We start from the raw sequence: 22,847 nt of genomic DNA, 5'->3' as shown, positions 1-22,847 counted from the left end.
TATTAGTATAAATTATAAAGTGAATTCCTAATTGCCTACTATATTACTATGTATTTTGTTAATATTAATTTACCACAATAGAAGAATAGGGAATATAAAAACGGAAAGTATGTTATTTCTAATTTCGTATGCTAATCATAAAAAGGGTTTACTATGTTGGGCCTTATGTAGATTTGTCAGTATTTGTTATTAACTTACATATTTATGTTTAATTTTATTGTAATATTGCAACGAAATAAATAGCCTTAAAATGTCTTTTTGGTTAGAAACGATAATTTACTAGTTCATTTATCACGATTTCGTTCATGATTTTCAATTAATCTGTGATAAAATAACTACATAACAAGAAAATTTTAACAATCGAGTCAATTTCATAATTGCTCTTTTTAAAAATACAGAATCCTACAGAATTTCTAAAATGTATTTTTAAAAACAGAAATCATGCTACTTGTTGCTGATTTAATTGTACATTAATTCGGTCTGCGGCTAACTTTGAAGCATTATAAATAAGGGTTACCATGTCAAAATGAATTTTTGCACGTTTCCCAGTACGATAGCGAACATTGTTCAGTTGAAAGAATTCTTTCAGATAGGCATTAACCCGTTCTACGGCAGTACGACGTTTGAAAATGTTTTTCCATGCTTGTGACCCGCGTGCTGGTGCGGTATATCTGCGAAGGTCTGAAGTGATTTTCACTTTATAAACCTTTTGGCAAATACCTTCATTAGCTAAGGGACAGTCGCTGCATTCCTTTGGTCTTGTGTATTTCAATGTTTCATATTTAGGATCAAAACTATCATAACGATAAGAATGCTCTCTGAAACAAGTTGGGGCAAAGTGTTTATCATAGCCAATGATTTCCCCTTCATTTCGCTTATTATACGCGATGACGGATTGTTGTCCCATTCGATGTACCTGCTCGTATATGGGTTCATAGTCATAGCCCGCATCCATTGTTTGATAACGTAATGGAAGGTGAAGGCGTTCCTGAATTCCTTTCAGTAAAGGGATAGCTGCCTTACCATCATTTAGACTCCCAGATGAAAAAAGAGCCTGTAGAATGTATTGGCTTGATGTACCAACGGCTAAATGACCTTTGTAGCCAAACCAAAAAACATTTTGTCCTTCTGAGTTCTTTTTCACGCCCCATTTAGGGTCTTGGGGAACTTCGGCACGTAGTTCGGCTAGGGGAACATCTAATTGGGCCACAATTTTTCTATCATATAAAGGTAAATTGGCTTCCGTTTCAGCTTGTTCTTTAAGCCACCCGTCACGCTCATCTTTTGATTTCCGACCACGTTTTTGGGGTTCAGATTTTGGCTTTTCTTCTTTTGGCTGCGCTTGGTCTCGTGCTTCAAAATGGGTTGCATCAATGGCCACTGTATCATCCGTGATGAAACCTTCTGCAATAGCCTGGAGGACCACTTTTTCTTGTTCTTTCTCAAGGATATCGCTTTCCTCCAATTTCGTTATGAGACGTGAATAGGAGGATTCTGAAGGCACATGATCAGAAACCAAAAAGCCACAATTTAACTTAAAAGCTAGATCATCATGAAGACGTTTTATAAGATCCTTCATCGTAGGGATGCGCTCTATGTATCTTACAAAGGTGGAGATAATCATGGCTGCATAGTTTAGTTCTTCCGGTGCACCCAACCGTGATTTTTTCGCCACTTGATGGTACATCGAATCCAAATCTACCGCTGAAATAATGGCTTCATATTTTTGGGTAGGTTCCATGTCAAATAATTCCTGTATGCCAAATAGGCTAGGTTGTCGTATAATAGTCATAAGAAGTACTCCTCCAGTCTTTTTATGGTTTGTGGTCAACTACCATTATACAAGATTTGGGGAGGTACTTCTTTTTTTATCTCTTAAACCCCTTGATACACAAGGGCTAAGAATTATGAAATTCATTCAATCTAAAATTTTTTAGACAAAAATCGAATTTGGATATATGTATTGAAGTCTAATTTGAAAAAGTCTATGAAACTAATAGAAAGGGTGATAACTTTGCAATTAGAAAAGCTAAAAAGTAGAAAATGGAAATTCTCACCAATCCCAAATATAGAGGAGTCTAGCTTTAATAAATCGTTAGAGTGGTTTCATGATATGGGAGTAAATGGATTAACGAGAGAAAACATACAAAATTCACTTGATGGTCGTCTGTTACACGCTGAAGGACCGGTAGTCTTGAAAATAAAAACTGGAAGTATTAATAAGAATGATATCCCTGGGATTGAAGATGTAATAGAACGAATTTTAAATCTTGAAGGACGTAACAATTACACAAATGAAACAATTAATCATATGAAAATGAAGATTAATCAGGAAGATGTTAGATATATATCTTTTGAAGATATAAACACTAGGGGATTAACAGGTGCAAAAAATGGACAGAGCAACTCCAAAAAAGATACATGGGGTATTTATGCATACAATAAAGGGGTTCACTTTGAAGAGGATAATAATGAAGTAGAGGTTTCAAGGGGAGGATCTCATGGTATTGGTAAAATTGCTTCGAATGCTGCATCTGATTTGCACGTTATGTATTTTGCTAACTGTGATGAGAATGGGGAACAACATTTAGGCGGAACAGTACAATTGATTGAGCATATGTATGAGGGTCAGGCTTTTAGATCTACCGGCTATTTTACTGATATTGAGCTTTTAGGAAATAATATTTCGAAGTTTTATCCATATGAGAATCACTTCCATGACGTATTTAAAAAAGATACAAGAGGATTAAAGATCATAATCCCATATTTTCGAGCAGATTATGATGACGAAAGGTCCATCATTAAAAGTATTTGTGATAGTTTCTTTATATCGATTATAAACAATAAGTTGGAAGTCCATGTGAATGAGAAAGTAGTTTCAAAAGATACAATATTAAATTATGTGAGAGATCAAGCGTATTATAACCAAGATATTACGGAGGCAAAAAAGGAATTTACTCCTTTGTATCTAGATACATATTTGAATGCGCCTTCAGAGGAGATCGTTGTATCAAATGGAGAAGAGGACTTTCATTTTAATCTTTATTTTACGTATGATGAAAGAATTCCAAAAGGGAGAGTAGCGGTTGTACGAACGATTGGGATGAAGATCGAGGACTTTACGGTTAAAGGAAATGCTACTAAACCATTCAATGCAGTATTAATAGGTGGCCCTAATGAAGATGCCTATTTAAAATCGCTTGAAAATGAATCACACACGAAGCTGACTAAAGACCACTTTAACGATGCAAAGTTAAAAAGGCTAGCTAAGAAGTTTATAAATAATCTATCAAAGGAGATTGCTAAGGTAATTGAGGAGGCAATAAAGAAAAACAATCCTACAGATGGTCCAATGAATACAGAAGATATTCTCTATGTGGTAGAAACCCAATTTAAGAAAGACTTAGAGAATTCACTAGGTACTGTCAAAATAAATAAAGGTAAGACTCTAGTGAAGACTACCGGGAAGCAGTCAAAAAAGGAAAAGCGTAATAAAAGAGTAGATAATGGGCAAAAAGTAGATAATAAGAAAGATCTTACTAAGAGAAAACGTGATCCCTTAAAATGGCAAAGGAGCAATGATGAATTTGATAACACAATTGCAGAAGGAAAAGAGCGGTATAGTGCGCATCCAGAGATAGTAGAAAGGGTAATTTTGAATGATAAAGAATTGATTAAATTCGATTTTGCCAAAAGTGATCAACTAGGTGCAGCAAAAGTTTGTGATATTTCTCTATCGATTATCGATGGGATGGGTACTGAATATAAAAATGAATTTAAAATACAGGACAATTATCAGGAAATTATAGACATTAATGCTGGACAATCCTGTGATTTTAATAAAAATGTAATTAAAAATGTCCAAATTGAAAATGGAGTTGCTCAGCTCAAGTTAAAGCTAAAGAATACGTTCAATCGATCTTTGAAGTTTGTTTATTATGTGGAGGTGTAATAAGTGATTTATCGAAAAGATGCTAACTTTCCATACCCTGTCTTATCCAACACATCTCACAGTTATGAAGCGGGTGGTTTCGACCTGGATGTAAATGTAAGTGAGAATGTAGATTGCTTTCATTTTGACTTTACTTATGAGATTGATTCTGAATTTATAATTAGTCTATTAAAGAGAAGGAAGGCCCAATTAATCTTAATTATCCAATCTAAGGATAATAAATTTTTTAGACTAGAGCCAGGACAAAGAAATGTGAGAATTCATAAATCTCGTATATCCCTTAATAAACGTACTTCCATCCAATTACATATACAAGCTTTACAAGATGTCAATTTTGCTGACAATAATGATTTGGCTGAATTCTACATCCAATTTAAAGAAGAATTGAATGTTCCTAAGTTTTCATTATTAGGATATTCAAATGTAATTGTATTTGATGGTAGTATTACAAAACCTTTTGATCTTTTTGAAAAAAAGGTAGATGAGAATTTGAAATCTGATATAAAGATTGAGCTTGGACAAGAAACCATCATAATTCATTATAAAAAACCGGAATATCAATTTAACCATCTTCCCAAAAGTAATGTACTAAATAACCCTTATATCTATACAGGTTTATCTAAAGCTCTACATACCTTTATATTAAATAATAGCGAAGATGGAGATGTTGATTTAGAAAGCTTAGATGAACCGGACGGGTCCCTAGATTTGAAACTTTATAATTTGATGAGGAAAAAGAAGGTTACAAAAGTGAATATGGATAATATTGATGAAGTCATATATTGGATTTCTGATCGTATTATTGAAAGATACACTTCTGCATTAGGAGGGTTAGTTACTGATGGAAATTAGATTATTAGCAAAAGGCTATAAGTCATTTGTTGGGTTATACCAGGATTTTTTAGAAGATAGAATAAACTTAAATGATGATTATTTTTCTAACGAGGTTGTCTATATTAGAGAGGCCCCTGATTTTCCAATATATTTAGGAAAGGGAAGTGAAGAAGAAAAAAGAGAAAAATTCCTTAAAGCATTTCATGTAATCTCTCAATCTTATTTAGATATGGATAGAGAACTAGTTTTAGATGAGAGATTTTGGCATTCTTTACTTTTGACACAAAAAAGAGAGTTTATTTTAAATCATTATCCTGAGGTTAAAGAAGGAATTAGTAAGTTTAATAATGTGGTACTAAAAAAGTTTGATTGGGAGAATTATATTTATAAAAGTATACTCGGAGCTCAATATATTATGGACAATACTAGTAATGCTGATGAGCGTGAGAGATATTATGAATTAGTTATTGAGAACTTAGATCTTTATAATTATATTATTAAGTATGAGATTTTTCGTAATGATAAATTCTTAATGAATATATTAGATATAATAGATGAACTAAAAATATCAAAAGTATTAAAGGCAAAAATAAAGGGGCGCGAAGATCTTGGAGATGATGAACGTTATGGAAGACGAGTAATATTTGAGTTTAATAAAAGTTATCCGGTGATTATGGCTCCAATGCTTGAGAAAGAAGATTTAAAAAAACAATTTCTTACGTATCTGAGTTATTACTATGATATATCACAATTGATTTCAAAAGAAGAGGATAGCAAAGTTAGAATTGGAATATAAAATTTATATTCCAACCATCCTGACAACATTCCTTTTCAAGTTGAATCTGCTAATCTTTTCTTTGGAATTAATATCTCTAATATAACTAAAAATGAAAAAATGGGTAAGCAAGATGGCTTATTCGCTGTTCTAGATAAGAAAATCAAGCAACAAGAGGAATTTAATATTGTAAATTAGCACATTATCCCAGACATCTAATTTCACTTTAATCCAGTTAGAAATCTGAAATAATGTGCCGACTTTTTCACTTTAATTCAGTTTTGAAAATTAATATGCAAATTCTTTCAGACGCGCATTTGAAAGAAAATCCCCCTAAAAAGGGAGATTAAATGCAGGTATTAAATCCATTTGTAAAACACGTACCCTATACACTTCAAATAGGCTGAGTGTAAATGTGACTTCATTTTCAATCGTTATCAACCAGTCAGGGCTATCTTTCTCCATACAAGTTCTAAAATAACGATTCTGAATACGTATTTCAACTGACATTCCTTGTACTATTTCATAGGCTTGCTGACCAATCCATATATTCCATTCTTGCTTACCAAAATCAAAAAACATGATTCCACGACGCATCATAAACCACCCTCTTCGGCAGCCAGGCGAACAATTTCTTCATCTATTTGTTCTTTCTTCAGTTGCGCCCCATATAAAAGGCTATTGATAGTTAATGTATTAATAACTCGAGGCCATCCTTGGGACCGTAGAGCGATTGCCTCAAAGGCAGTTGCTGTGAAAATAGGCATTTTGGATCCTGCCATTTTCAAATGGTGATCAATATAGGCGGATACATCCTCTTTACTTAATGGCTGTAGTTGATACCTCATGATGACTCGTTGGGCTAATGGTCGATGGTGATTCAGATTCAGTCGCGTTTTTAAATGTGGCAAGCCCGCTAATATAAGGATAAAAGGATTCGTTGAATCCATCTGAAAGTTAAAAAGAATAGCTAGATCCTGTAAAAAGGCATCTTTTGCCATATGCATCTCATCTAGAATAAAGACAGGTGTAACCTTGCGTTCCTGATCCATTCGTTCAATTCCTTGTTGGATTTGGCGAAACAGATCCACTTTACGAAACTTCGGATCCTCCCCCAAACCGTAAGCCAATCCCCGATAAAAGTCCATCACGCCACCCGTAGACAATGGGAAGTAAACCACATGATATAATGCTGGGTTAAGGGACTCCTTAAATGACCGCAAAGTAAATGTCTTTCCAGCACCGGGATCGCCGATAACTAACCCAATCCCTTTGGATTTCCGTAAATATTCCAGTCCATTCAATGCCTCCTGATATCCTGCGGACGGGAAGGCTTCTGCTTGGTTCATATCTTTGGAAAATGGTGTTTTTGCTAGGGAATAAAATGATTTATACACGATTCATTTCCTCCCCCTGATCTGTTGTTTCCGATACGGCGAATGGCGATTGTCTTCGCTTAATATGAGCGTTGTCATGCATAGAGACTGGAACGGCTTCAACTACCTTCTTTCCATCCTTGAAAATATAGACAGCTTGTTCATCCATTCTAACTTCAATCTTTTGACCAATATAGTGAGAGGGTACCTCGTATAATTGTTTGTCCAACGTAATTGTACCATCCAATTTTACCTTTCTTTCTGCCCGTTTTAAGAAAATGGTATCTAAAATGGATAGGTCCTCTAAAAATGTGATATGATCTAGTTGGGAATGGAACACTTCGTGTGGTGTTTTCCCATCTAGAGAGGCATGTGGCTTTCGGTGGTAATCCTCCTCAAGCCACTGCCAAAAACGTTCATTTAATTCCTCTAGGGAATGAACCGGATCACTTTTTAACAGTGGATAAAAACGTGTTTGTATGGTTTTAAATAATCTCTCGATTTTCCCTTTGCTTTTAGGATCATAAGGCTGCGTGTGTGCTAATGTAATCCCTAATTGGGCACATGCATATTGCAGCGTATCAGACCGATAAATTTTGCCGTTATCCGCATAAATGATGGTCGGTTTCCCACGTCGTATCAACGCTTCCCTCGTCACTTCACGCAATCCATCGAATTTCTCGGAAGAGAAAAATTGTGCGTAAGGTACAAGCCTGGAACAGTCATCAATATATGCAATAAGAAACGTTTTCTTCGCTTTTCCATTGATTTGAATATATGGACCGTGTGACAAATCCGCCTGCCACAATACATTGACCTTATCGTGGGCAAATCGTTTCCGTTCTTTTTCTGGATGATAGCTCGTATGATATCTACCAGCTAACTTATGTTCTTTTAGGAGCCTATTGATGGTGGCGTATGAAACGTCGTGCTTTTGTATTTCCCCACGTTTAATCAGTTGGTCGTAAAAAACACTGACAGGCATATGGAGAAATTCCCTTCGTATTTCTAAAATATGATCCTTATCATCTGGCGATAGTCTTCTAGAATCCCCACGATCGGAACGCCTTTTTGGTTTCAAAGCATCAAAACCATTCCTACGGTAATGAAGAAGCCATTCTTGCATGGTTTTAGCTGCAACCTTCCGTTTCCCATAGTAAGGAACCTGGTGGATTTTCCCCTCCATTTCTTGAAAATATTCCTTTGGCTTCATTTGCCCATTCAAAAGTGGGGCAATCAAGCCATAACGAAATAAAGCAATTTCTTCCCGTGTTTTCTCATTCATGAATTTTTCCTCCTTTTTATAAGAAGGACAACCGGTTATCCATTGCTTTTATTCTACTTTTTTCATCAATAGTTTCATAGGCAAGACTTATGTGGGATTAATACTATTTTTTTATTACGAAAAATATGGTAAAATTAATTTGCCCATAAAGTATGATGATAAATGACCCCAGCTCCTTCGAAAGAAGGATGATTCTCCAAAATCAAGGATCATTTTCATATATTTTAGGGCTTCTTTTTTGAGTCTTTTTGAAAACCCCAATTGATGCCCTAAATCCACAAAAAAGCTATGTATCCAATGAAGCTGTTCATAAAAGCGTCTGACGTGCTGGGCTAATTGCTGACGGCTTTCATTCACTTTCTTCCCCTCCAAGAAACGAAGTACCCTATCAATAATCGTATGTAATGTATGTTGGAAATAAGGAATAAGAAAATCAGGTAAAATAGAGATATTGACCTTGCAAACCAAGCATTTGAAACGACAAATTGGAATCCGCAGTTCCCTTTGTTCATCTATTCCATAGCGCCAATAGAAGCCGTTACGATGAAGATTTCCCTGTGAAATGCAGTTACAATTGGGGCATCGGTCAAATGTTGGAAATTCATTCTCTTTTTCCCTTGCCCCATACTCTTCAAGGCCAATTCCAAAATTAAATGAAATGATCATAAAAAAACTCCCCCTTATAATATGCAAAAAATTTAGCATATTGTGTCAGGAAAGTACAGTAATCATACTGGAGGAATTTGATTTAAATAGGCCAATTTTGGATGGGATAAAGTGATGCTTTACATTAATATAGAGGAACAAGTTGAGCTTCTAGCTTACTTGAAAAATATGAATTAGAATTTATTGGCCATCAAGATAAAGTTTGCTCTTTTTGGGTTATAGGTGATAATAGAATTGAAGCATATTTAAATCATTAAAAGGATTAGGAGATTTATATTAGATCTAAGTCGTCTGGTGATAGGTCATCGAAACATAAGCTGATTGGTTTTGATATAAATAGTGGAAAAGTATTGCTAAAAATTGTCAGCGTTATTATTAGTCAATAAAATAGAAACTATTATGAATTATAACTTATAACTTATAACTTACAGTATAAAAGGGTGGGGATTATTTATGGGGTATCAAAATAACGAAATAACTAGAAATGACTTTGAAAATGAGATTTTGGAAATGGAAAAAAAGTACTTTGAAAAATTGAGAAATGTAATAGAATCATCAGAGTTTATTAATGACTTATTATTAATTGAAAAAGAAATTAAAGAGAACTATCCTGAATTTAGAGATATTTGGGATTTGAAAAACAAGATAAAGATACCTGCTGAAAGAGTAGTACTTCATCATATATATACACAATGGCATTCTGAGATTCAGGGAATATACCCTTCCCCAGTTAGTTCTGATGTAGGAGTCCGGATGGAAGATGCAGTTATTTGTGTAGATATAAAGACAATTGATACAAATGGTAATAGTGGGGATATTAAGTCTACTCAAGTGGAAAAAAATCAAACGTCATTTGTTAATAAAAATTACCCATATATTTCTACAGTCTCCAATTTAAAATCAATAGATCATTATTCTAGATTGCCAGTATTAACATATATTGTAAAAATAATATATACAGATGATAATTATAGCTTTAAACTCTCTAGAGATAATCATCCATCGTTAGTATTAGTTTGTATTCCTAACGGTGAAATTTCTAAATTATTCGATTATAATATAATTGACAATATTAAAACCTATGATTATTTCTCAGAATCTGAAGATAAACGTTTTAAGATGATAGAGATACCATCTAATCTAAATAATAAGGATGAGATTGAAAGTTTTATGGACAATGAATGTGTAAATAAACGTAATTTTAATAAAGTTAGAGTTGGAAATAAGACTGCTTATTTCGACATGGTATCAAGAACTCTCTGGTGGAAGACAACGCATAACAAAAAAAAAGTAATTAGAGCAGTGAAATCAGGTTCAAATGTTAGATTTAATAATGAAATACTAAGAGAAAGAGTAGATACTTATGGAAACGAATGGAAAGGATACCTTGAATTACAGTTACCTTCCCCCTTGTAAAAGGTATTATTTAAAAAGAAATAGCCCCAAACGGGACTATTTCTTTTTAGTGTGCGTCAGGCATGACGACTACCTGAGTGGTTGGTGAAAGTCCACTGTGGGGTACCCATCAACTAACCACTATAAGAAACGAAGGTTCTTATCGCGAGGTAAGGGCAGAAGGATGCGTGTATCAATATCATGGCTCGACGAACAGAAATCTGATACCAAGGCTCTATTGGTGGAAAAGACTTCAAAACAAGTCAAAGTCTGAAAGATGTGCTTAACCCTATCGAGTAAAAGAGGAAGATAGTTGTCTTACCCTGAGGGACTCGCGGACAACTGAGGAGTTCCATATAAAGAAAGCTGGTCTTAAAAGTTTATAGCGAGAAGTCAGCCGATGCAATAGTAGTGACGAAATCATGAAAGGCTGAACAATTTATAGTGTTTTCTACTGAGTATTGCGGACAGATTGAGCCAGAAGTGCGAAGTTTTGAGCCACTGTATGCGGACGTTTGAGCCAGTAATTGCGGAAGGGAGAACCATCGCCAACGCTTTGCCATAATTAGCATAGGTACTGTAGTCCGCCACCATTGACTTAACTTTTGTCCGTTTTGAGGAACAATTGCAGGTTTGTCACAAATAATGCCAAAGAGGCACACCTGCTAAAGTATGATAACACGGACAAGCCGATTCTAAGCATTCGCTGGTGGGGGCCCCGCCCCCTTCCAGCAAAAGCAAAGAAACGGGCGTTACAGTCAATGGCAAGTAGCTCCGCTATGGCTCTGACTCTATAATTTAAGATTAGTTGTACTATTAGTGGCTCTCGCACCGCAAATGGTGGCTCAATGTTCCGCATTCGGTGGCTCAAAACTACGCATAAGCGGCTCAATTCATCCGCAATAAACATTTCTACGTCATAAAATGTACGGTAGATATATTTCTGAATGTGTTAATGAGGAAAGTATGAGCGTATCTCGGAGGGTACTCAAAAGAGAAGTTTCTTACCTTCACGTGAAAGAAAGAATCAAGTGTGGAACTTTTAGAAGAGATTTTAAGCAATAAGTATATGAACCGAATCCGAACCACAAGCCTATAAGCATGTATATCGCAATAAAAGTGCAAGTGGAGTAGATGGGGTGAGTGTAGGTGAGTTGAAAGAATATCTTAATGAACATAAAGGAAAACTTCGTGCTCAAATCCAGAAAAGGAAATACCAACCTTCGCCAACACTTGGAATAATAGACATAAACTCCGCTCCAGATTGCGAGTAATCATTTGGAAGCAATAGAAGACAAGTCCAGCAAGAAGAGAATAAAAGCCCTTGTCCAATCGGCATTTCTGAAGAAGAAGCAAAGGGCTTAACGTACAGTAGAAGGAGGCATTGTTACATTTGACTATCGAAGGTAATTCAAAAAGCATTATCTAAAAAACGCCTAAGGCAAAGGGGGATTCCTTTTGCCTTAGGCTGCTACTTAAAAGTAACACATTGTAATATAAATTGAACCGCCGTATACGGAACCGTATGTACGGTGGAAGGAACTTAACTTTCTTCTCTACTCGATTAGTATTTATTACATATTTGCAACTAAATTCTTTTCACTTTGAGTGGTACCTAAGAGAAGGTTATCTTTATTACATATAAGTTGTTCTTTTATACACTCTGCGATCTTGTATGATAGCAACACTGGTACTGCATTGCCAACTTGACGATACTGACTGTTTAGACTTCCTAGGAATTCAAAATTATCAGGGAAAGTTTGTAAAATAGCACATTCTCTTACAGATAGACGTCTTAACTTATTGATGTGAATTTCTGGTCCGGATGCTGTTATTGTATCACTAGGACGTTCCCAATTAGTTATTCTAAGAGACTGCTCATATCTAATCTCTTTTTCTTCATATTCAGTTACAAGTTTATCGAATTTATTATCGAAACCAAGCAATTCTTTTAATTTCCACCAATCTTCAGGCTTTGGGATAGAACCAGAGTTGTTATCCTTTCTAAACCAATGACCAGCCGTATGTCTATATCCGAATATTTCATCTATTTTCTTTACTGATAACCCTGATTTTTTTCTCCATTCTTTTAAGTAGTCACAGACATCAGCTTGATTTACTTCATGCTTTCTACCATAAAACTTATCGCTTACATTGGTGGAAGCGATATGGTTAAAAATCATTTTTCCTTCATGCTCAAAAGGTAAATCTCTAGTTCTTACATTAGCTAAATGTCCTATTGCATCTTTGACGGTAACAAATGGTTTTTTGTTCTTTAAGAATAACTCCTCTTCAAGTAGAGTACTATTTTCAAAGTCTGCATGTGTTGGTTCAGGGAATTTGTTTTCCAAATCTAATCTATTTCCCATTATGAATACTCGTTCTCTCGCTTGAGGAACACCATATTCAGCTGCATTTAAAAGTTTAACATTAACTTTATATCCTAATGAAATGAAGTCATTTTTTATCATTTCAATGACTTTACCTTGCTCCATGGATAATATGCCTTTAACATTTTCTGCTAAAAAGAACTTTGGTTTTTTATCTTTTATTATACGTAGCATTTCTTTATATAAAAAATTCCGCTTATCTTTCATATTTCTTTTAGTGTTTGCAACCGAAAATCCTTGACAAGGAAAACCTCCTATAATTACATCTGGAGAATCAGGGATATCCGAGCTATCAATTGTAGTTATATCCCCTAAAACAATGTGATTTCCTATATTTTTTTTATAAGTTTCTACTGCATCTTTCTCAAAATCATTGGCCCATAGTATGTCAAAACCAGCATTAACAAATCCTTTATCCATACCACCTGCACCTGCAAAAAGGGAAACTACTGTAGGATTATTAGTCATAATATCACCTAAATTCGATTTTATTCTCCAATATATCATAACATAGATCAATAAAATATATTGTTAATTCATATTATAAAGAACACTTGCTCTAATTGCAAGTGTGATTTAATAAATGAATAAAGTAACATTTTATCATAAGCTTATAAATTTTGTATACATAATAGATTAACTAATAGAATAATTGTTTAGTTATTCTTATATTTGGTTCTATTTTTTGAAATATAATATATAAAACTGTATAATAATTGAAAAATTATAAGTTTCTGGTATAGGGGGAGGAGCATGTTAGATAATGATGAACTAATGAGTTTAGAACTAAAGTACTTTAAGATTATTAGTGAAATGATTGAAACTCATTTAGGAGAAATACTTGGTCAAATCTCAAGTCATAAGAATTTGGTTAGAACAGCTAACCCAGGTTCCAAAAGCAATATGTTTGAAAAGAAAGTCGAGAATGTATTAGAGTCAATAATTAGTCGTCAATTAGGATGGTATGTATCTTCTACAACTATATCTTCTGATAGTTGTTATGAGTGTGGTGATGCAATAATACATATTGATGCAAAAACTAGATCTACCGCACCTGGTTCTGATCTGGATGCTAGAGGAAACAAAATAACTGTCGAAAGAAATGAAACGACATATGATTCAAATACCACTTTAACACAAGGGACTAAGACTTGGGAGGCAAACCTTGAACATTATGTATATCATAGCATAAGCGGGGAGATTCCAAATTTAACTTATTTCTTCATAATGGACTATAATGAAAATGATAATATTGTAAGACTTTCTTTTGTTTGTGTTCCACATGGTCAGTTCCAATCTATTTTTACTAATCGAATTTTAGGTGCTGGTAGAACAGTAACTGGTTCAATTAGAAATAATATTAGATTTCTAATAAATGAATTTACGGCACAACCTGGTCACAGTTGGAGGGAGAAAGTAGTTTACGTTAGAAGATAAAAATATCAATCTTGCTAAATTTAGTGTACTTGTAGACAAGATTTATAAACTATTAATTTGTAGTTTTCTGTAGGAATAGGATTTTACTATGTTTAATATAACTGCCATTACTCGGTAAATGTAAAAATGGGACTTCTATTATTAAACTAATAAGAAATTTGAGGAAAGGTTCATTTGTTAATAAAGAAAGTATATAGTTTCAGATTAGAATACAAGCCAAGGAATATTATTCATTAAAGAAAAAGGAAGTCTAATCAAATGATTTTGGACCCCAAAGTTAGTGAAGATCTAAATTCTGGGGTCTTATTTTATATAATTAATTTTAAACCACTTTTGACTCTTCAATGATGTACAAGAGCGTTCCCACTACCTGTAATCGTTCTTACTTTAATTCACGCCCTCAGAAAAAATTCCACCGAGTTACAGCAAAACAAACCATTCTACCAGCTCGTTCAGACTTAAATTCAGATAAGAAATCCTCTCTTTACTTCTATCAACCCTGCATTTTGAAAAATCGTAATCACGCTTGGATAATATACCGAAATTTGCTCATAATTGAAAGGATAGAATAAGAAATTCCCATTGTACTCATATAATACGTCTTTGAAAATCCTACCATTGTTCTAATGTATTTTCATATCCGATATCTCGAAGATAACAGTTGGATGATGACCTTGCATTTTCTCTCTAGTAAGTTGATGGGATAGAGATAAGATAATCATCAGATTTTTTACCAAGTTAATTTTATAATAGAGTACATCACTTCCTCAAAAAATTCTCCGTATAAAACGGCTGATTCTCCTCATTAAAAGCAACCCCAACCGCTAAGGAATCAAATCCAGCTTTTAAGATATTTTCCCTATGACCCAGCGAATTCATCAATCCTTCATGGGCAAAGATACTGCTTGGCTGACCGGTTGCGAGGTTTTCGCCAGCTCCACGGAAGGATATGGCGTCGTCGGCCATTCGGTCAAAGGGGGATTTTCCTTCTAGGTTTTCATGGCTAAAGTAGTTATTCTTCGCCATGTCTGCACTGTGATCACGGGCTGTTTTTCGTAATGGTTCTTCCCAAGAAAGGACAGAGAGCCCTCGCTTTACTCGTTCAGCATTCGTAAGGTCGAATAATTGATATTCTAATCCTTGTTGTAATGCAGGTGTTGCATCTCCAAAATAGGCTGCTTTCTGTTTTTCTAAATCAGCGCTGATGATTTGAATAGCAGTCACTCTATTGTTTTCATGCAGATCATAAAAGATCGTGACATAATTGTTATCGATTAGAAAGGTATTGTACTCGTCGGTTTCTTGTACCTGGTAGAGAATCCTCCCCTTGCGAATCGCTTTAATCGGGTCATCTAGAGTGGACAATACGTCATTTCTCGAACTGTTGAATGTTATTCCGACTTTCGATGCTAATAAGTCTTGATTCGTGTATAGTCCAGCAACCTTGTCTGAGGAATCATACGCTACCATGAGGAAGTTATGGTAATTCTCATGGTAGGTAGCCCATTCGACGCCGTATTCATTTAATGTGGAACGCTTTGGTTTTCCAACTTGTTTTTCCACCTCGGAGCGCATATCACCAATTTCAATATTATGGATTGAAAAGGTTTGATCTGTCGGCTGCGTTAATTTTGGCGCTTCTGGTGTTGGTTCTGTAGGAGAAGTATTCTCCTTATTCGAGCTGAACTTATTCCAGAGAAGCTCAAATTCTTGTTTAAGGGTATCCAGTGTTAAGGCAATTCTGGGACTATCCATTATTTCTTCTACATCGTGCTTCATTTTGTCATAAGTACCTCGGTAGCCAGATTCCTGGAAGGCATCACCATAAAAATGCCAAAGTACCCCTATCAATAATACTAAAAATAGTATAGTTCTTAATTTAGGCATGATCGTCATCCTTATTTTTATAGCTTTCTAGATTATTCGTAATAACAGTATGAACAAAAGGGTGGGGAAATAGTAGTTTGAGAATTAAAATATTATACGACAATGTTTATTCAAAGGAAACAGTATTTGCTTATTTGATTCGGAGTATTTACTGGAAATGAACATTCCTATGAAATGGGAAGCGATCTTGTACTATTAAAAATTCCAAATAAGCATGTAATATTCTATTTCGTATTATTGGTGTTTAAACAAAGCGCTTTTATCTATCTCTTAACTCGTTTAATTCTGGAATTTGTTTATAAATATCTGATAGCTTATCGACAACTTCTAATTTCATTTTATCCCCGCCATTCCCTGTCATAGCAGTATTAACAAATCCATAGGTTAATTTTAACAACGATTTAGCATCCTCTTCCGAAAGACGATTAATAGCATGTATCGTATTCTCAAACTCATTAGTCTCTCTATCTTTCAATATAATCCCTCCATCTAACATAGATTCGTTAAAAATCTAGCTTGCTTACCTTGTTTAACGCATACGCCCGCTTAAGGAATTTGTTATTATTTTCCAGTTAAGATTTCAAATACCCGTTCAGAAGCTCCTTCAGATAACGTAACATAATTCGATTGTCCGACGATGATCAGTTCTAATGTTCCATTTTCATTTAACCAAACATGGTGTTCATAAGAATTCCAAGTAAATTGATAATCTGGGGGACGTATATCAAGTTTGATATTCTCTTGCCAATCGGCATTATCTAAAGCCTCGATAATTTCATTAACTACTTCCCTATCATCTATTTCATTAATTAGTTCATAATTACTGTTACTATTTTTTTGTTTAACTATTACAGGATTACCGTCCCACGTATTACTATAAACTCTTTCTTTTGTGGAAAGGTTCATTTCGCTATTACTATTAGGTGCATCTTGACTACATCCAACCAAACTGATCCCCATTACGAGGATTAACAAAACTAGTTTTTTCATAACTTCACCTCAATGCCATAAAATGGTTACTTTTCCTTACTGACCTGGCCCAATAGTATCTATCTAAATCCTAACATAATATTCCGATAATAGGATTAATCGTATAGAAAAAGACGATCTAATTCAAAGACCGTCTTATAACCTTGCCCCGACTCATGGAAGATTCTATTGATACCACTTGGGTTTTAATCTACTGAAGTAATCATGATCTTCTAAATACATATACACTTTATCTAACATCTCATTCATGTTGTTTGGAATAGTTTTTAAAGTCCATACTACAGTGGAGAAAACGCACATTGCTAAGTATAGTGAATACAATCTCCAAAAAGCTTCATCTGGTTCTTTATTATTAAAATAACCTTTGATTTGTCCAATTGAAAAGGGAATGCTTACTCCACGACTAAAAATTCCTATCTTCAGAAATTCGTGAATGGGATCACCCCAATCATACCTGCCAAAGTCAATAACTCCCGCGAATTTTTTATTATTCACAATGATGTTTCCAAGGTGAAAATCATCATGTTGAAATACGTTTGGGCGTTGTTTCATGAGATGAATATTATCATCAATAAAATTCATGATGATATGGTCATTTTTAACTTTTACCCCACAATCTAAGTAGGCATCTATATATTTGTTATGTTTTGCAACTTTCCTTGAATACCACGGAGTAATATGTGCTGGAGCAGATAATTGGTGCATTTTTCTTAATTCTATTCCAGCCTCAATACCAATATTCAATTGCTCTTGTTCTGAGTATTTTAGGATTTCATTCTCAGCATCCTTGCCCTCTATATAGGATGTGACCATATATCCTCGATTACCTACCCCACCAATTGAAATCGGTTTTGAACAGGTAACATTATAATCTTGCATCTTTTCTAAAATAGAGTATTCTGTCTTCTTTACTTCCAACTCTTCTAAATCAAACATCCGAAGTAGAAATTTATTGTTACCATCTTGCATATGTATAAGAAATTTTTCATCTGAGGAAAAGCCCTTTATAATTTCAATAATTTCTTTGTAATCGCTTATTATTGGAATCTGTTTTATTAATTTTTCACTCACAACCTCACCCCTGGTATTAAAATGGAAATTAACTTTATAATCTAGTTATCTATTCTTCCTTTCATTAAACCTGTCATCCATACTTTTATGAAGCCTGCTAGTTGGTTTTGTATCAATATCTAACTATCACGCTGGGTTTCATTATATTGCATTATGGTAGCTGTGACAAAATGCTATATTAATTAATTTGTATAATCGGATAATCGTGTGGAATTCCTATAAACTCTCATAATGCTCACAAAAAAGCTCTCCATTTAAAAATAAGTATCTAGATTTGATAAAGTATCTTCTTTCTATTGACTTTAACGTAACGTAAAACTTTATATTGGTAACTGAAGGAGGTACATAGTGATGGATAGGAAGGTGAGAGAATTGCAGAATTGTTAACCCTAAAAGAAATCACTGATTCTGGTTATCAAATCTAATCAGAAGCAAACCTTAAAACATCAATAATAAACCTGTATGCCTTCGTGTTCAATCCTCCTAATCCCAAAAGGTACAAGCAACAAATAAAGAAAAGTTGACTTTTAAAATAAAAGATTTATTAACTACTCCCTTGGATTAGGTAAACTCTATATTAATGATGAACGTTTCACGATCAGTATGGTGAGGGTTTAGCAAGATTCATGAGTGGGTATATACGAACAATCAAATAAGAAGTGGTAGTAATGAAAATAATAATGGAGGATACAATTGAACAATACGAAAAATTGTATTCAATGGAAGAAGATAAAGAAAATTATTATCGGTACTCAATGATGAAGCCCTTTGAAAAGATGTGGAATAAGATTAATGTTCCATTAAAGGCTAAACAACCTAATGGGTATGATGTAATAATGGCTACAAATATGCTTGGCTATCTTAATCTATCAGATACTCAAACTGGAAGACAAGCATTAGAAAAATTAAAAGAAATTCAGGCCCTTCAAACAGCACATAGCACCTTGAATCATTGTATTGATTTTATTGAAAAAAATAATATAAATGTGAATGCAGATGAATTGAGGTTTGGTATGTATATTGCTGACCCGAAGAAGCTCGAATTACAAAAGGGTTATTGTGGTTTTGGAGGAATTCCGGGGTTTATTCAAGTGTCTATTTACCCAAACTCCTATAATATTCCTAGGATTCCTGCTGTAATTGCACATGAATTCCATCATAATATCCGTTTTTCATATTTTGATTGGGATCATGGAGACGTTACCGTTGGTGATTACTTAATTATAGAGGGTTTAGCTGAGTCATTTGCAAAAGAACTCTATGGAGAAGATCGTTTAGGTCCTTGGATTACTTCTTTTGATAAGGAGGACTTAGAATATTCAAAAGAAGTTATAAACGATGCTTTAGATATTAAAGGATTCGCTGAGGTTAGCAGTTATATGTTTGGTGATACCATTGCAAAGGAACAAGGCTATCAACCTGTTGGCCTATCACCATTTGCAGGTTATGCAGTAGGCTACCATGCAGTACAGTCTTTCATGGAAACCAATAATGTTGGGATAGAAGAAGCTACCTTACTTGGCACAGATGAAATACTATGCAATAGTGGACTGTTTTCTAAATAACATGTATATACTAATGATGGCATTACTGTGATAGTTTAGTAATGCCTTTCTTATTAAATGCTCAATAAAACAAAGGAAAATGAAATAATAACAACTAAGATGCCCAATCTACCAGTTTTAATATTCTTGGTATGATGAAGTGTAAATATGATTATGGGTTCTTAGTAAGCGCATTGCCACCCTCCTTCTTTCAATCCTCTTATCCCGCTATTTTCCGAATACTCATTTATCTCAGAAGTCCTTCGTCATTCCGTATAGAATCCTAAAACTCTAGTTAGTACTTGGAAAATAGGTGTTTCAATATATCGAGCCAAAACTATTTCATTCTATCAACGAAAGCATACCCATCCTAAACAAAAATGCTCTTTACCGTTCCAAAATCCTCAAATTTTTTTACCTATAATGCCTCTTTTTCCTCCCTCGCCACGATTATAACTATGAAGAACCAAAACAATCCGAAATAAACCAACAACTTGCTAAAGGAAAGGAGGTCTATCATGGAACGACGAACTTTAACGGTCAAGGAAGTTGCCAATTATCTAGGTGTGCACACGGATACGATCTACACCATGGTCAAGCTAAAGCAGATTCCACATCTAAAGCTACGGAATCGGATTTTATTTACGAAGGATTCCATCGATTTATGGGTACAAGACGAGGCGAAGAAGAGTCTGGATAATGAATAAAAAAGCTAGGAAAGTGAGGGAATGATAATGGATTTTAATTTGGAAACGATGGCTTTTCGAAAATGGGCAAAGAAGCATAAACTAACGAATAGTGCAATTTCCTTGTGGTATGCCTTAATGGAAGTGAATGCTACCGTCGGGTGGAAAAGGAAGTTCAATGCACCAAATTCTACCCTTCAGGAAATAACAGGTTTATCGAAGCAGGGGCTTATTAATGCGAGAAATATGCTAAAGGAGAACAAGTTAATTCATTATAAGAAAGGATCAAAGGGGTGTGCTGGGGAATATCAACTTATTTCCTTAGTCCAAACACTTGACTCATCTGTCCATTCTGTTGACCAGGCAGTCCAAATTGTAGACCCCTATCGGTCAAAATATTTGCCCATACATAGACAAAGACATGGACAAGGACAAGAAAGACAGATGGATGAGCAAGCGATTATTTATTTTTATGAAGCACATATTGGCATGATGAGTATTTTCGGACGGGAAGAATTGCTCAGCTATAGGGATAAGATGTCGGATGAATTGATTTTGGCGGCGATTGAGCATGGGGCGGATAACGGTGCGAGGACGGTAAAGTATGTGGTGAGAATTTTAGAGGAATGGCTTGAAAATGGGCTGGAGACGGTAAAAGACGTGCTAGCTTATCGGAAGGCTCGGTTAAAACAGGTGCAAAAGACTGTTCCATTTCCGAAAAATAAGCAGGATGATTATCAGGCGTTATTTGATGAATTGAGGAGGGAGGGCTAGTGAACCGGCAGGAAGCAATTGATATTTTACAGTTGATTAAGGAGCTATATCCGAAGTTTAATGTGAAAAAGGAGCGGATGACATTTTTGATTCCGCTATTAGAGAAGATGGATTACCAACAGGTGATGGATAACCTTACCCACTATGTTTCGCAAAATCCCTTCCCACCAACGATTGCTGACATCGCTGCACCGATACAGGTAGAAAATGATTACCTGGAGGAGATGCAGGTGTGGGCGGAAGAGGCTCAGCAAGTAGCCCCTGAATTGAAGGCGCGATTTCATACGGAATTGCAGAATTTAGTGAGGAAGAAGTCAGGCTATGAAGCTGGAAAACTATGAAGCGGAGGTAGCGGTGCTTGGGGCGGTATTGCTAGATGGTTCGTTATTTCAGCAGATTACCGTGCAGGAGGAGCATTTTTACTTTGCTAAACATAAGACTATCTATCAGGCGATGAAGCAGGCGGTCAGTCAGGGGGAGTTTATCGATATCGTCGTTGTGACGACATTTCTCGGGCAAGCGATCGAGGCGGTTGGGGGGACCACTTATCTTCTGGAGATGGCGGAATCTGTTGCTTCAACGGAGAGCATTACCCAGCATGAGCGGCTGATGCTCGATGCATATCGGAATCGAAAAACACGGGAATATGTATTGCAATATGCCACGGCCCCAAATGAGCAAGCATTAGATAGGCTAATCCAGCGACTGCAGGATTTTCAGACCATTGGTGTGGATAAAACGGAGAAGACGACCTATGATTATCTGTTAGAAATTACCGATGATATGTGCTTTTCGGATGGGGTATCCTCGGGACTGTTAACGACTTATGGGGAGCTGGATGCGATGACAGGAGGCTTTCAGCGTGGGGATTTAATTATTATTGCAGCCAGGCCCTCCGTTGGTAAAACAGCCTTTTCTCTTAATCTTGCAGCAGGGATTTGTAAGAATGGTGGGACGGCGGCTATCTTTAGCTTAGAGATGGGGACGAAGCAATTATTGCAGCGTGTCATTTCGGCGGAGGGGCTGATTAACAGTCAGAAGTGGCGGAGGATGACATTTTCTCAACGGGATTACGAGCATGCACTTCGGGCTATTGGGGAGATTGCCGATTGGGATTTGCGAATTTATGACCAGAAGCGTACAGTCCAGGAGATTCGGGCAACCATTCGGAAGCTCGTCTATAAACAACCAACGAAGAAGCATGTGGCGATTATAGATTACCTGCAGCTGATTACACCGGCAGTCAAAATGAATCGACGTGACTTAGAGATAGGGGAGATTACGCGCGAGTTAAAGCTACTAGCGATGGAGTTGAATATTCCGATTGTGCTACTTTCACAATTGTCTAGAGGGGTAGACTCCAGACAGGACAAGCGTCCCATGATGTCCGATCTCCGGGACTCTGGGAACATCGAACAGGATGCAGATGTCATTGCCTTTTTGTATCGGGACGATTATTACCATCGGGATACGGAACAGGCAGAACAAATTGAAATTATTATTGGCAAACAGCGAAATGGTCCAACCGGTACAGTACGAATGAAATTTCAGCAGGAATATGGGCGGTTTGAGGCAGGAAAGCAGGACAAAGTTGTAATAAGTAGATAGTAAAGGAAGTCAGGCTGTTAGAGTTCCTAGGTGATCGTTTTCTGTCCATTCACTAAGGGAAAAGGTACACTAGGAAAAGTTAGGAAGGATGATGACAATGGAGGTATAGCTATCTAGAACCCCGACAGCTTTTCAATTATCATGGATGAGGGAGTTTTGGCCCTGTTTTAAAAAAAA

General features: G+C 35.6%; 20 protein-coding genes. 10 read left to right on the top strand and 10 right to left on the bottom strand.

Annotation, left to right across the window (positions count from 1 at the left end):
- Window positions 1-439: 439 nt before the first annotated feature.
- On the bottom strand, window positions 440-1,792 hold the full coding sequence (locus tag MKY78_RS03710; RefSeq protein ID WP_107919837.1) for an IS1182 family transposase: 1,353 nt from the start codon (window positions 1,790-1,792) through the stop codon (window positions 440-442).
- 195 nt (window positions 1,793-1,987) lie between these two features.
- Between MKY78_RS03710 and MKY78_RS03705 the strand changes: the two genes are divergently transcribed.
- Genes MKY78_RS03705 through MKY78_RS03695 form a run of 3 tightly spaced genes read left to right on the top strand, consistent with a single transcriptional unit; the run spans window position 1,988 to window position 5,582 of the window.
- Window positions 1,988-3,952: a hypothetical protein gene (locus MKY78_RS03705; RefSeq protein ID WP_339216321.1), complete on the top strand. Its 1,965-nt coding sequence runs from the start codon at window positions 1,988-1,990 to the stop codon at window positions 3,950-3,952.
- A 3-nt stretch (window positions 3,953-3,955) separates the two neighbouring features.
- Window positions 3,956-4,804, top strand: a complete 849-nt coding sequence (locus tag MKY78_RS03700; RefSeq protein WP_339216319.1) for a hypothetical protein — start codon at window positions 3,956-3,958, stop codon at window positions 4,802-4,804.
- Window positions 4,794-5,582, top strand: a complete 789-nt coding sequence (locus MKY78_RS03695) for a DUF6339 family protein (protein ID WP_339216317.1) — start codon at window positions 4,794-4,796, stop codon at window positions 5,580-5,582. The genes MKY78_RS03700 and MKY78_RS03695 overlap by 11 nt, the downstream gene beginning before the upstream one ends.
- Window positions 5,583-5,894: 312 nt before the next feature.
- Here the strand turns inward: MKY78_RS03695 and MKY78_RS03690 are convergent, their stop codons facing one another.
- The 4 genes from MKY78_RS03690 to MKY78_RS03675 all read right to left on the bottom strand — a co-directional run bounded on the left by MKY78_RS03690 (window position 5,895) and on the right by MKY78_RS03675 (window position 8,888).
- Window positions 5,895-6,161 carry a DUF5348 domain-containing protein gene (locus MKY78_RS03690; RefSeq protein WP_339213335.1) on the bottom strand — a complete coding sequence of 89 codons (267 nt, stop codon included), beginning with the start codon at window positions 6,159-6,161 and terminating at the stop codon, window positions 5,895-5,897.
- The gene (locus MKY78_RS03685) at window positions 6,158-6,958 is read right to left on the bottom strand and encodes an AAA family ATPase (protein ID WP_339213337.1); all 801 of its coding nucleotides are present in this window, start codon (window positions 6,956-6,958) and stop codon (window positions 6,158-6,160) included. Before MKY78_RS03685 ends, MKY78_RS03690 begins: the two co-directional genes overlap by 4 nt.
- Window positions 6,951-8,222: an IS481 family transposase gene (locus MKY78_RS03680; protein WP_339213339.1), complete on the bottom strand. Its 1,272-nt coding sequence runs from the start codon at window positions 8,220-8,222 to the stop codon at window positions 6,951-6,953. Before MKY78_RS03680 ends, MKY78_RS03685 begins: the two co-directional genes overlap by 8 nt.
- Window positions 8,223-8,336: 114 nt before the next feature.
- The gene (locus MKY78_RS03675; RefSeq protein WP_339213341.1) at window positions 8,337-8,888 is read right to left on the bottom strand and encodes a DUF6431 domain-containing protein; all 552 of its coding nucleotides are present in this window, start codon (window positions 8,886-8,888) and stop codon (window positions 8,337-8,339) included.
- A gap of 453 nt (window positions 8,889-9,341) precedes the next feature.
- Here MKY78_RS03675 and MKY78_RS03670 point away from each other — a divergent pair, with 453 nt between their 5' ends.
- The gene (locus MKY78_RS03670) at window positions 9,342-10,304 is read left to right on the top strand and encodes a hypothetical protein (protein WP_339216315.1); all 963 of its coding nucleotides are present in this window, start codon (window positions 9,342-9,344) and stop codon (window positions 10,302-10,304) included.
- Window positions 10,305-11,857: 1,553 nt separating this feature from the next.
- Here MKY78_RS03670 and MKY78_RS03665 read toward each other — a convergent pair.
- Entirely contained in the window at window positions 11,858-13,141 is a 1,284-nt protein-coding gene (locus MKY78_RS03665) for a DNA cytosine methyltransferase (RefSeq protein ID WP_339216313.1), read from the bottom strand.
- Window positions 13,142-13,426: 285 nt separating this feature from the next.
- Here MKY78_RS03665 and MKY78_RS03660 point away from each other — a divergent pair, with 285 nt between their 5' ends.
- Entirely contained in the window at window positions 13,427-14,110 is a 684-nt protein-coding gene (locus tag MKY78_RS03660; RefSeq protein ID WP_339216311.1) for a hypothetical protein, read from the top strand.
- Between the two features lie 759 nt (window positions 14,111-14,869).
- On the opposite strand, the gene MKY78_RS03655 is transcribed toward MKY78_RS03660, so the two are convergent.
- The 4 genes from MKY78_RS03655 to MKY78_RS03640 form a co-directional block, all read right to left on the bottom strand.
- Entirely contained in the window at window positions 14,870-15,997 is a 1,128-nt protein-coding gene (locus MKY78_RS03655; protein ID WP_339216309.1) for a CAP domain-containing protein, read from the bottom strand.
- 259 nt (window positions 15,998-16,256) lie between these two features.
- Window positions 16,257-16,472 (bottom strand): hypothetical protein, encoded by a 216-nt coding sequence (locus tag MKY78_RS03650; RefSeq protein ID WP_339216307.1) that lies wholly within the window; start codon window positions 16,470-16,472, stop codon window positions 16,257-16,259.
- A gap of 86 nt (window positions 16,473-16,558) precedes the next feature.
- Window positions 16,559-16,987, bottom strand: a complete 429-nt coding sequence (locus tag MKY78_RS03645; protein WP_339216305.1) for a hypothetical protein — start codon at window positions 16,985-16,987, stop codon at window positions 16,559-16,561.
- Window positions 16,988-17,152: 165 nt separating this feature from the next.
- Window positions 17,153-18,058, bottom strand: coding sequence for an aminoglycoside phosphotransferase family protein (locus MKY78_RS03640; protein ID WP_186869155.1), 906 nt, complete (start codon window positions 18,056-18,058; stop codon window positions 17,153-17,155).
- Window positions 18,059-18,726: 668 nt separating this feature from the next.
- Here MKY78_RS03640 and MKY78_RS03635 point away from each other — a divergent pair.
- From MKY78_RS03635 to dnaB, 5 genes are all read left to right on the top strand, one after another.
- Window positions 18,727-19,623: a DUF2268 domain-containing protein gene (locus MKY78_RS03635; RefSeq protein WP_339216303.1), complete on the top strand. Its 897-nt coding sequence runs from the start codon at window positions 18,727-18,729 to the stop codon at window positions 19,621-19,623.
- A 497-nt stretch (window positions 19,624-20,120) separates the two neighbouring features.
- Complete coding sequence (locus tag MKY78_RS03630; protein WP_186869156.1) at window positions 20,121-20,309, top strand: helix-turn-helix domain-containing protein; 189 nt, start codon at window positions 20,121-20,123, stop codon at window positions 20,307-20,309.
- Window positions 20,310-20,336: 27 nt separating this feature from the next.
- Window positions 20,337-21,062: a DnaD domain protein gene (locus tag MKY78_RS03625; protein WP_339216299.1), complete on the top strand. Its 726-nt coding sequence runs from the start codon at window positions 20,337-20,339 to the stop codon at window positions 21,060-21,062.
- The gene (locus MKY78_RS03620) at window positions 21,062-21,403 is read left to right on the top strand and encodes a replicative helicase loader/inhibitor (RefSeq protein ID WP_339216297.1); all 342 of its coding nucleotides are present in this window, start codon (window positions 21,062-21,064) and stop codon (window positions 21,401-21,403) included. The genes MKY78_RS03625 and MKY78_RS03620 overlap by 1 nt, the downstream gene beginning before the upstream one ends.
- Window positions 21,384-22,670: a replicative DNA helicase gene (gene dnaB / locus MKY78_RS03615; protein WP_339216296.1), complete on the top strand. Its 1,287-nt coding sequence runs from the start codon at window positions 21,384-21,386 to the stop codon at window positions 22,668-22,670. Before MKY78_RS03620 ends, dnaB begins: the two co-directional genes overlap by 20 nt.
- Window positions 22,671-22,847 lie beyond the last annotated feature (177 nt).

The sequence above is a fragment of the Ornithinibacillus sp. FSL M8-0202 genome (assembly GCF_037975285.1).
Taxonomy (GTDB): domain Bacteria; phylum Bacillota; class Bacilli; order Bacillales; family Amphibacillaceae; genus Ornithinibacillus; species Ornithinibacillus massiliensis.
The sequence above is the reverse complement of the archived record's forward strand: the minus strand, read 5'-3'. Positions and strand labels throughout refer to the sequence as shown.

What these genes read in the sequence shown, in the direction of transcription:
- MKY78_RS03710 (WP_107919837.1), bottom strand. Translation starts at nt 1,792, where the DNA reads ATGACTATTATACGACAACCTAGCCTATTTGGCATACAGGAATTATTT.
- MKY78_RS03705 (WP_339216321.1), top strand. Translation starts at nt 1,988, where the DNA reads ATGAAACTAATAGAAAGGGTGATAACTTTGCAATTAGAAAAGCTAAAA.
- MKY78_RS03695 (WP_339216317.1), top strand. Translation starts at nt 4,794, where the DNA reads ATGGAAATTAGATTATTAGCAAAAGGCTATAAGTCATTTGTTGGGTTA.
- MKY78_RS03690 (WP_339213335.1), bottom strand. Translation starts at nt 6,161, where the DNA reads ATGATGCGTCGTGGAATCATGTTTTTTGATTTTGGTAAGCAAGAATGG.
- MKY78_RS03680 (WP_339213339.1), bottom strand. Translation starts at nt 8,222, where the DNA reads ATGAATGAGAAAACACGGGAAGAAATTGCTTTATTTCGTTATGGCTTG.
- MKY78_RS03675 (WP_339213341.1), bottom strand. Translation starts at nt 8,888, where the DNA reads ATGATCATTTCATTTAATTTTGGAATTGGCCTTGAAGAGTATGGGGCA.
- MKY78_RS03670 (WP_339216315.1), top strand. Translation starts at nt 9,342, where the DNA reads ATGGGGTATCAAAATAACGAAATAACTAGAAATGACTTTGAAAATGAG.
- MKY78_RS03665 (WP_339216313.1), bottom strand. Translation starts at nt 13,141, where the DNA reads ATGACTAATAATCCTACAGTAGTTTCCCTTTTTGCAGGTGCAGGTGGT.
- MKY78_RS03660 (WP_339216311.1), top strand. Translation starts at nt 13,427, where the DNA reads ATGTTAGATAATGATGAACTAATGAGTTTAGAACTAAAGTACTTTAAG.
- MKY78_RS03655 (WP_339216309.1), bottom strand. Translation starts at nt 15,997, where the DNA reads ATGCCTAAATTAAGAACTATACTATTTTTAGTATTATTGATAGGGGTA.
- MKY78_RS03645 (WP_339216305.1), bottom strand. Translation starts at nt 16,987, where the DNA reads ATGAAAAAACTAGTTTTGTTAATCCTCGTAATGGGGATCAGTTTGGTT.
- MKY78_RS03635 (WP_339216303.1), top strand. Translation starts at nt 18,727, where the DNA reads ATGAAAATAATAATGGAGGATACAATTGAACAATACGAAAAATTGTAT.
- MKY78_RS03630 (WP_186869156.1), top strand. Translation starts at nt 20,121, where the DNA reads ATGGAACGACGAACTTTAACGGTCAAGGAAGTTGCCAATTATCTAGGT.
- MKY78_RS03625 (WP_339216299.1), top strand. Translation starts at nt 20,337, where the DNA reads ATGGATTTTAATTTGGAAACGATGGCTTTTCGAAAATGGGCAAAGAAG.
- dnaB (WP_339216296.1), top strand. Translation starts at nt 21,384, where the DNA reads ATGAAGCTGGAAAACTATGAAGCGGAGGTAGCGGTGCTTGGGGCGGTA.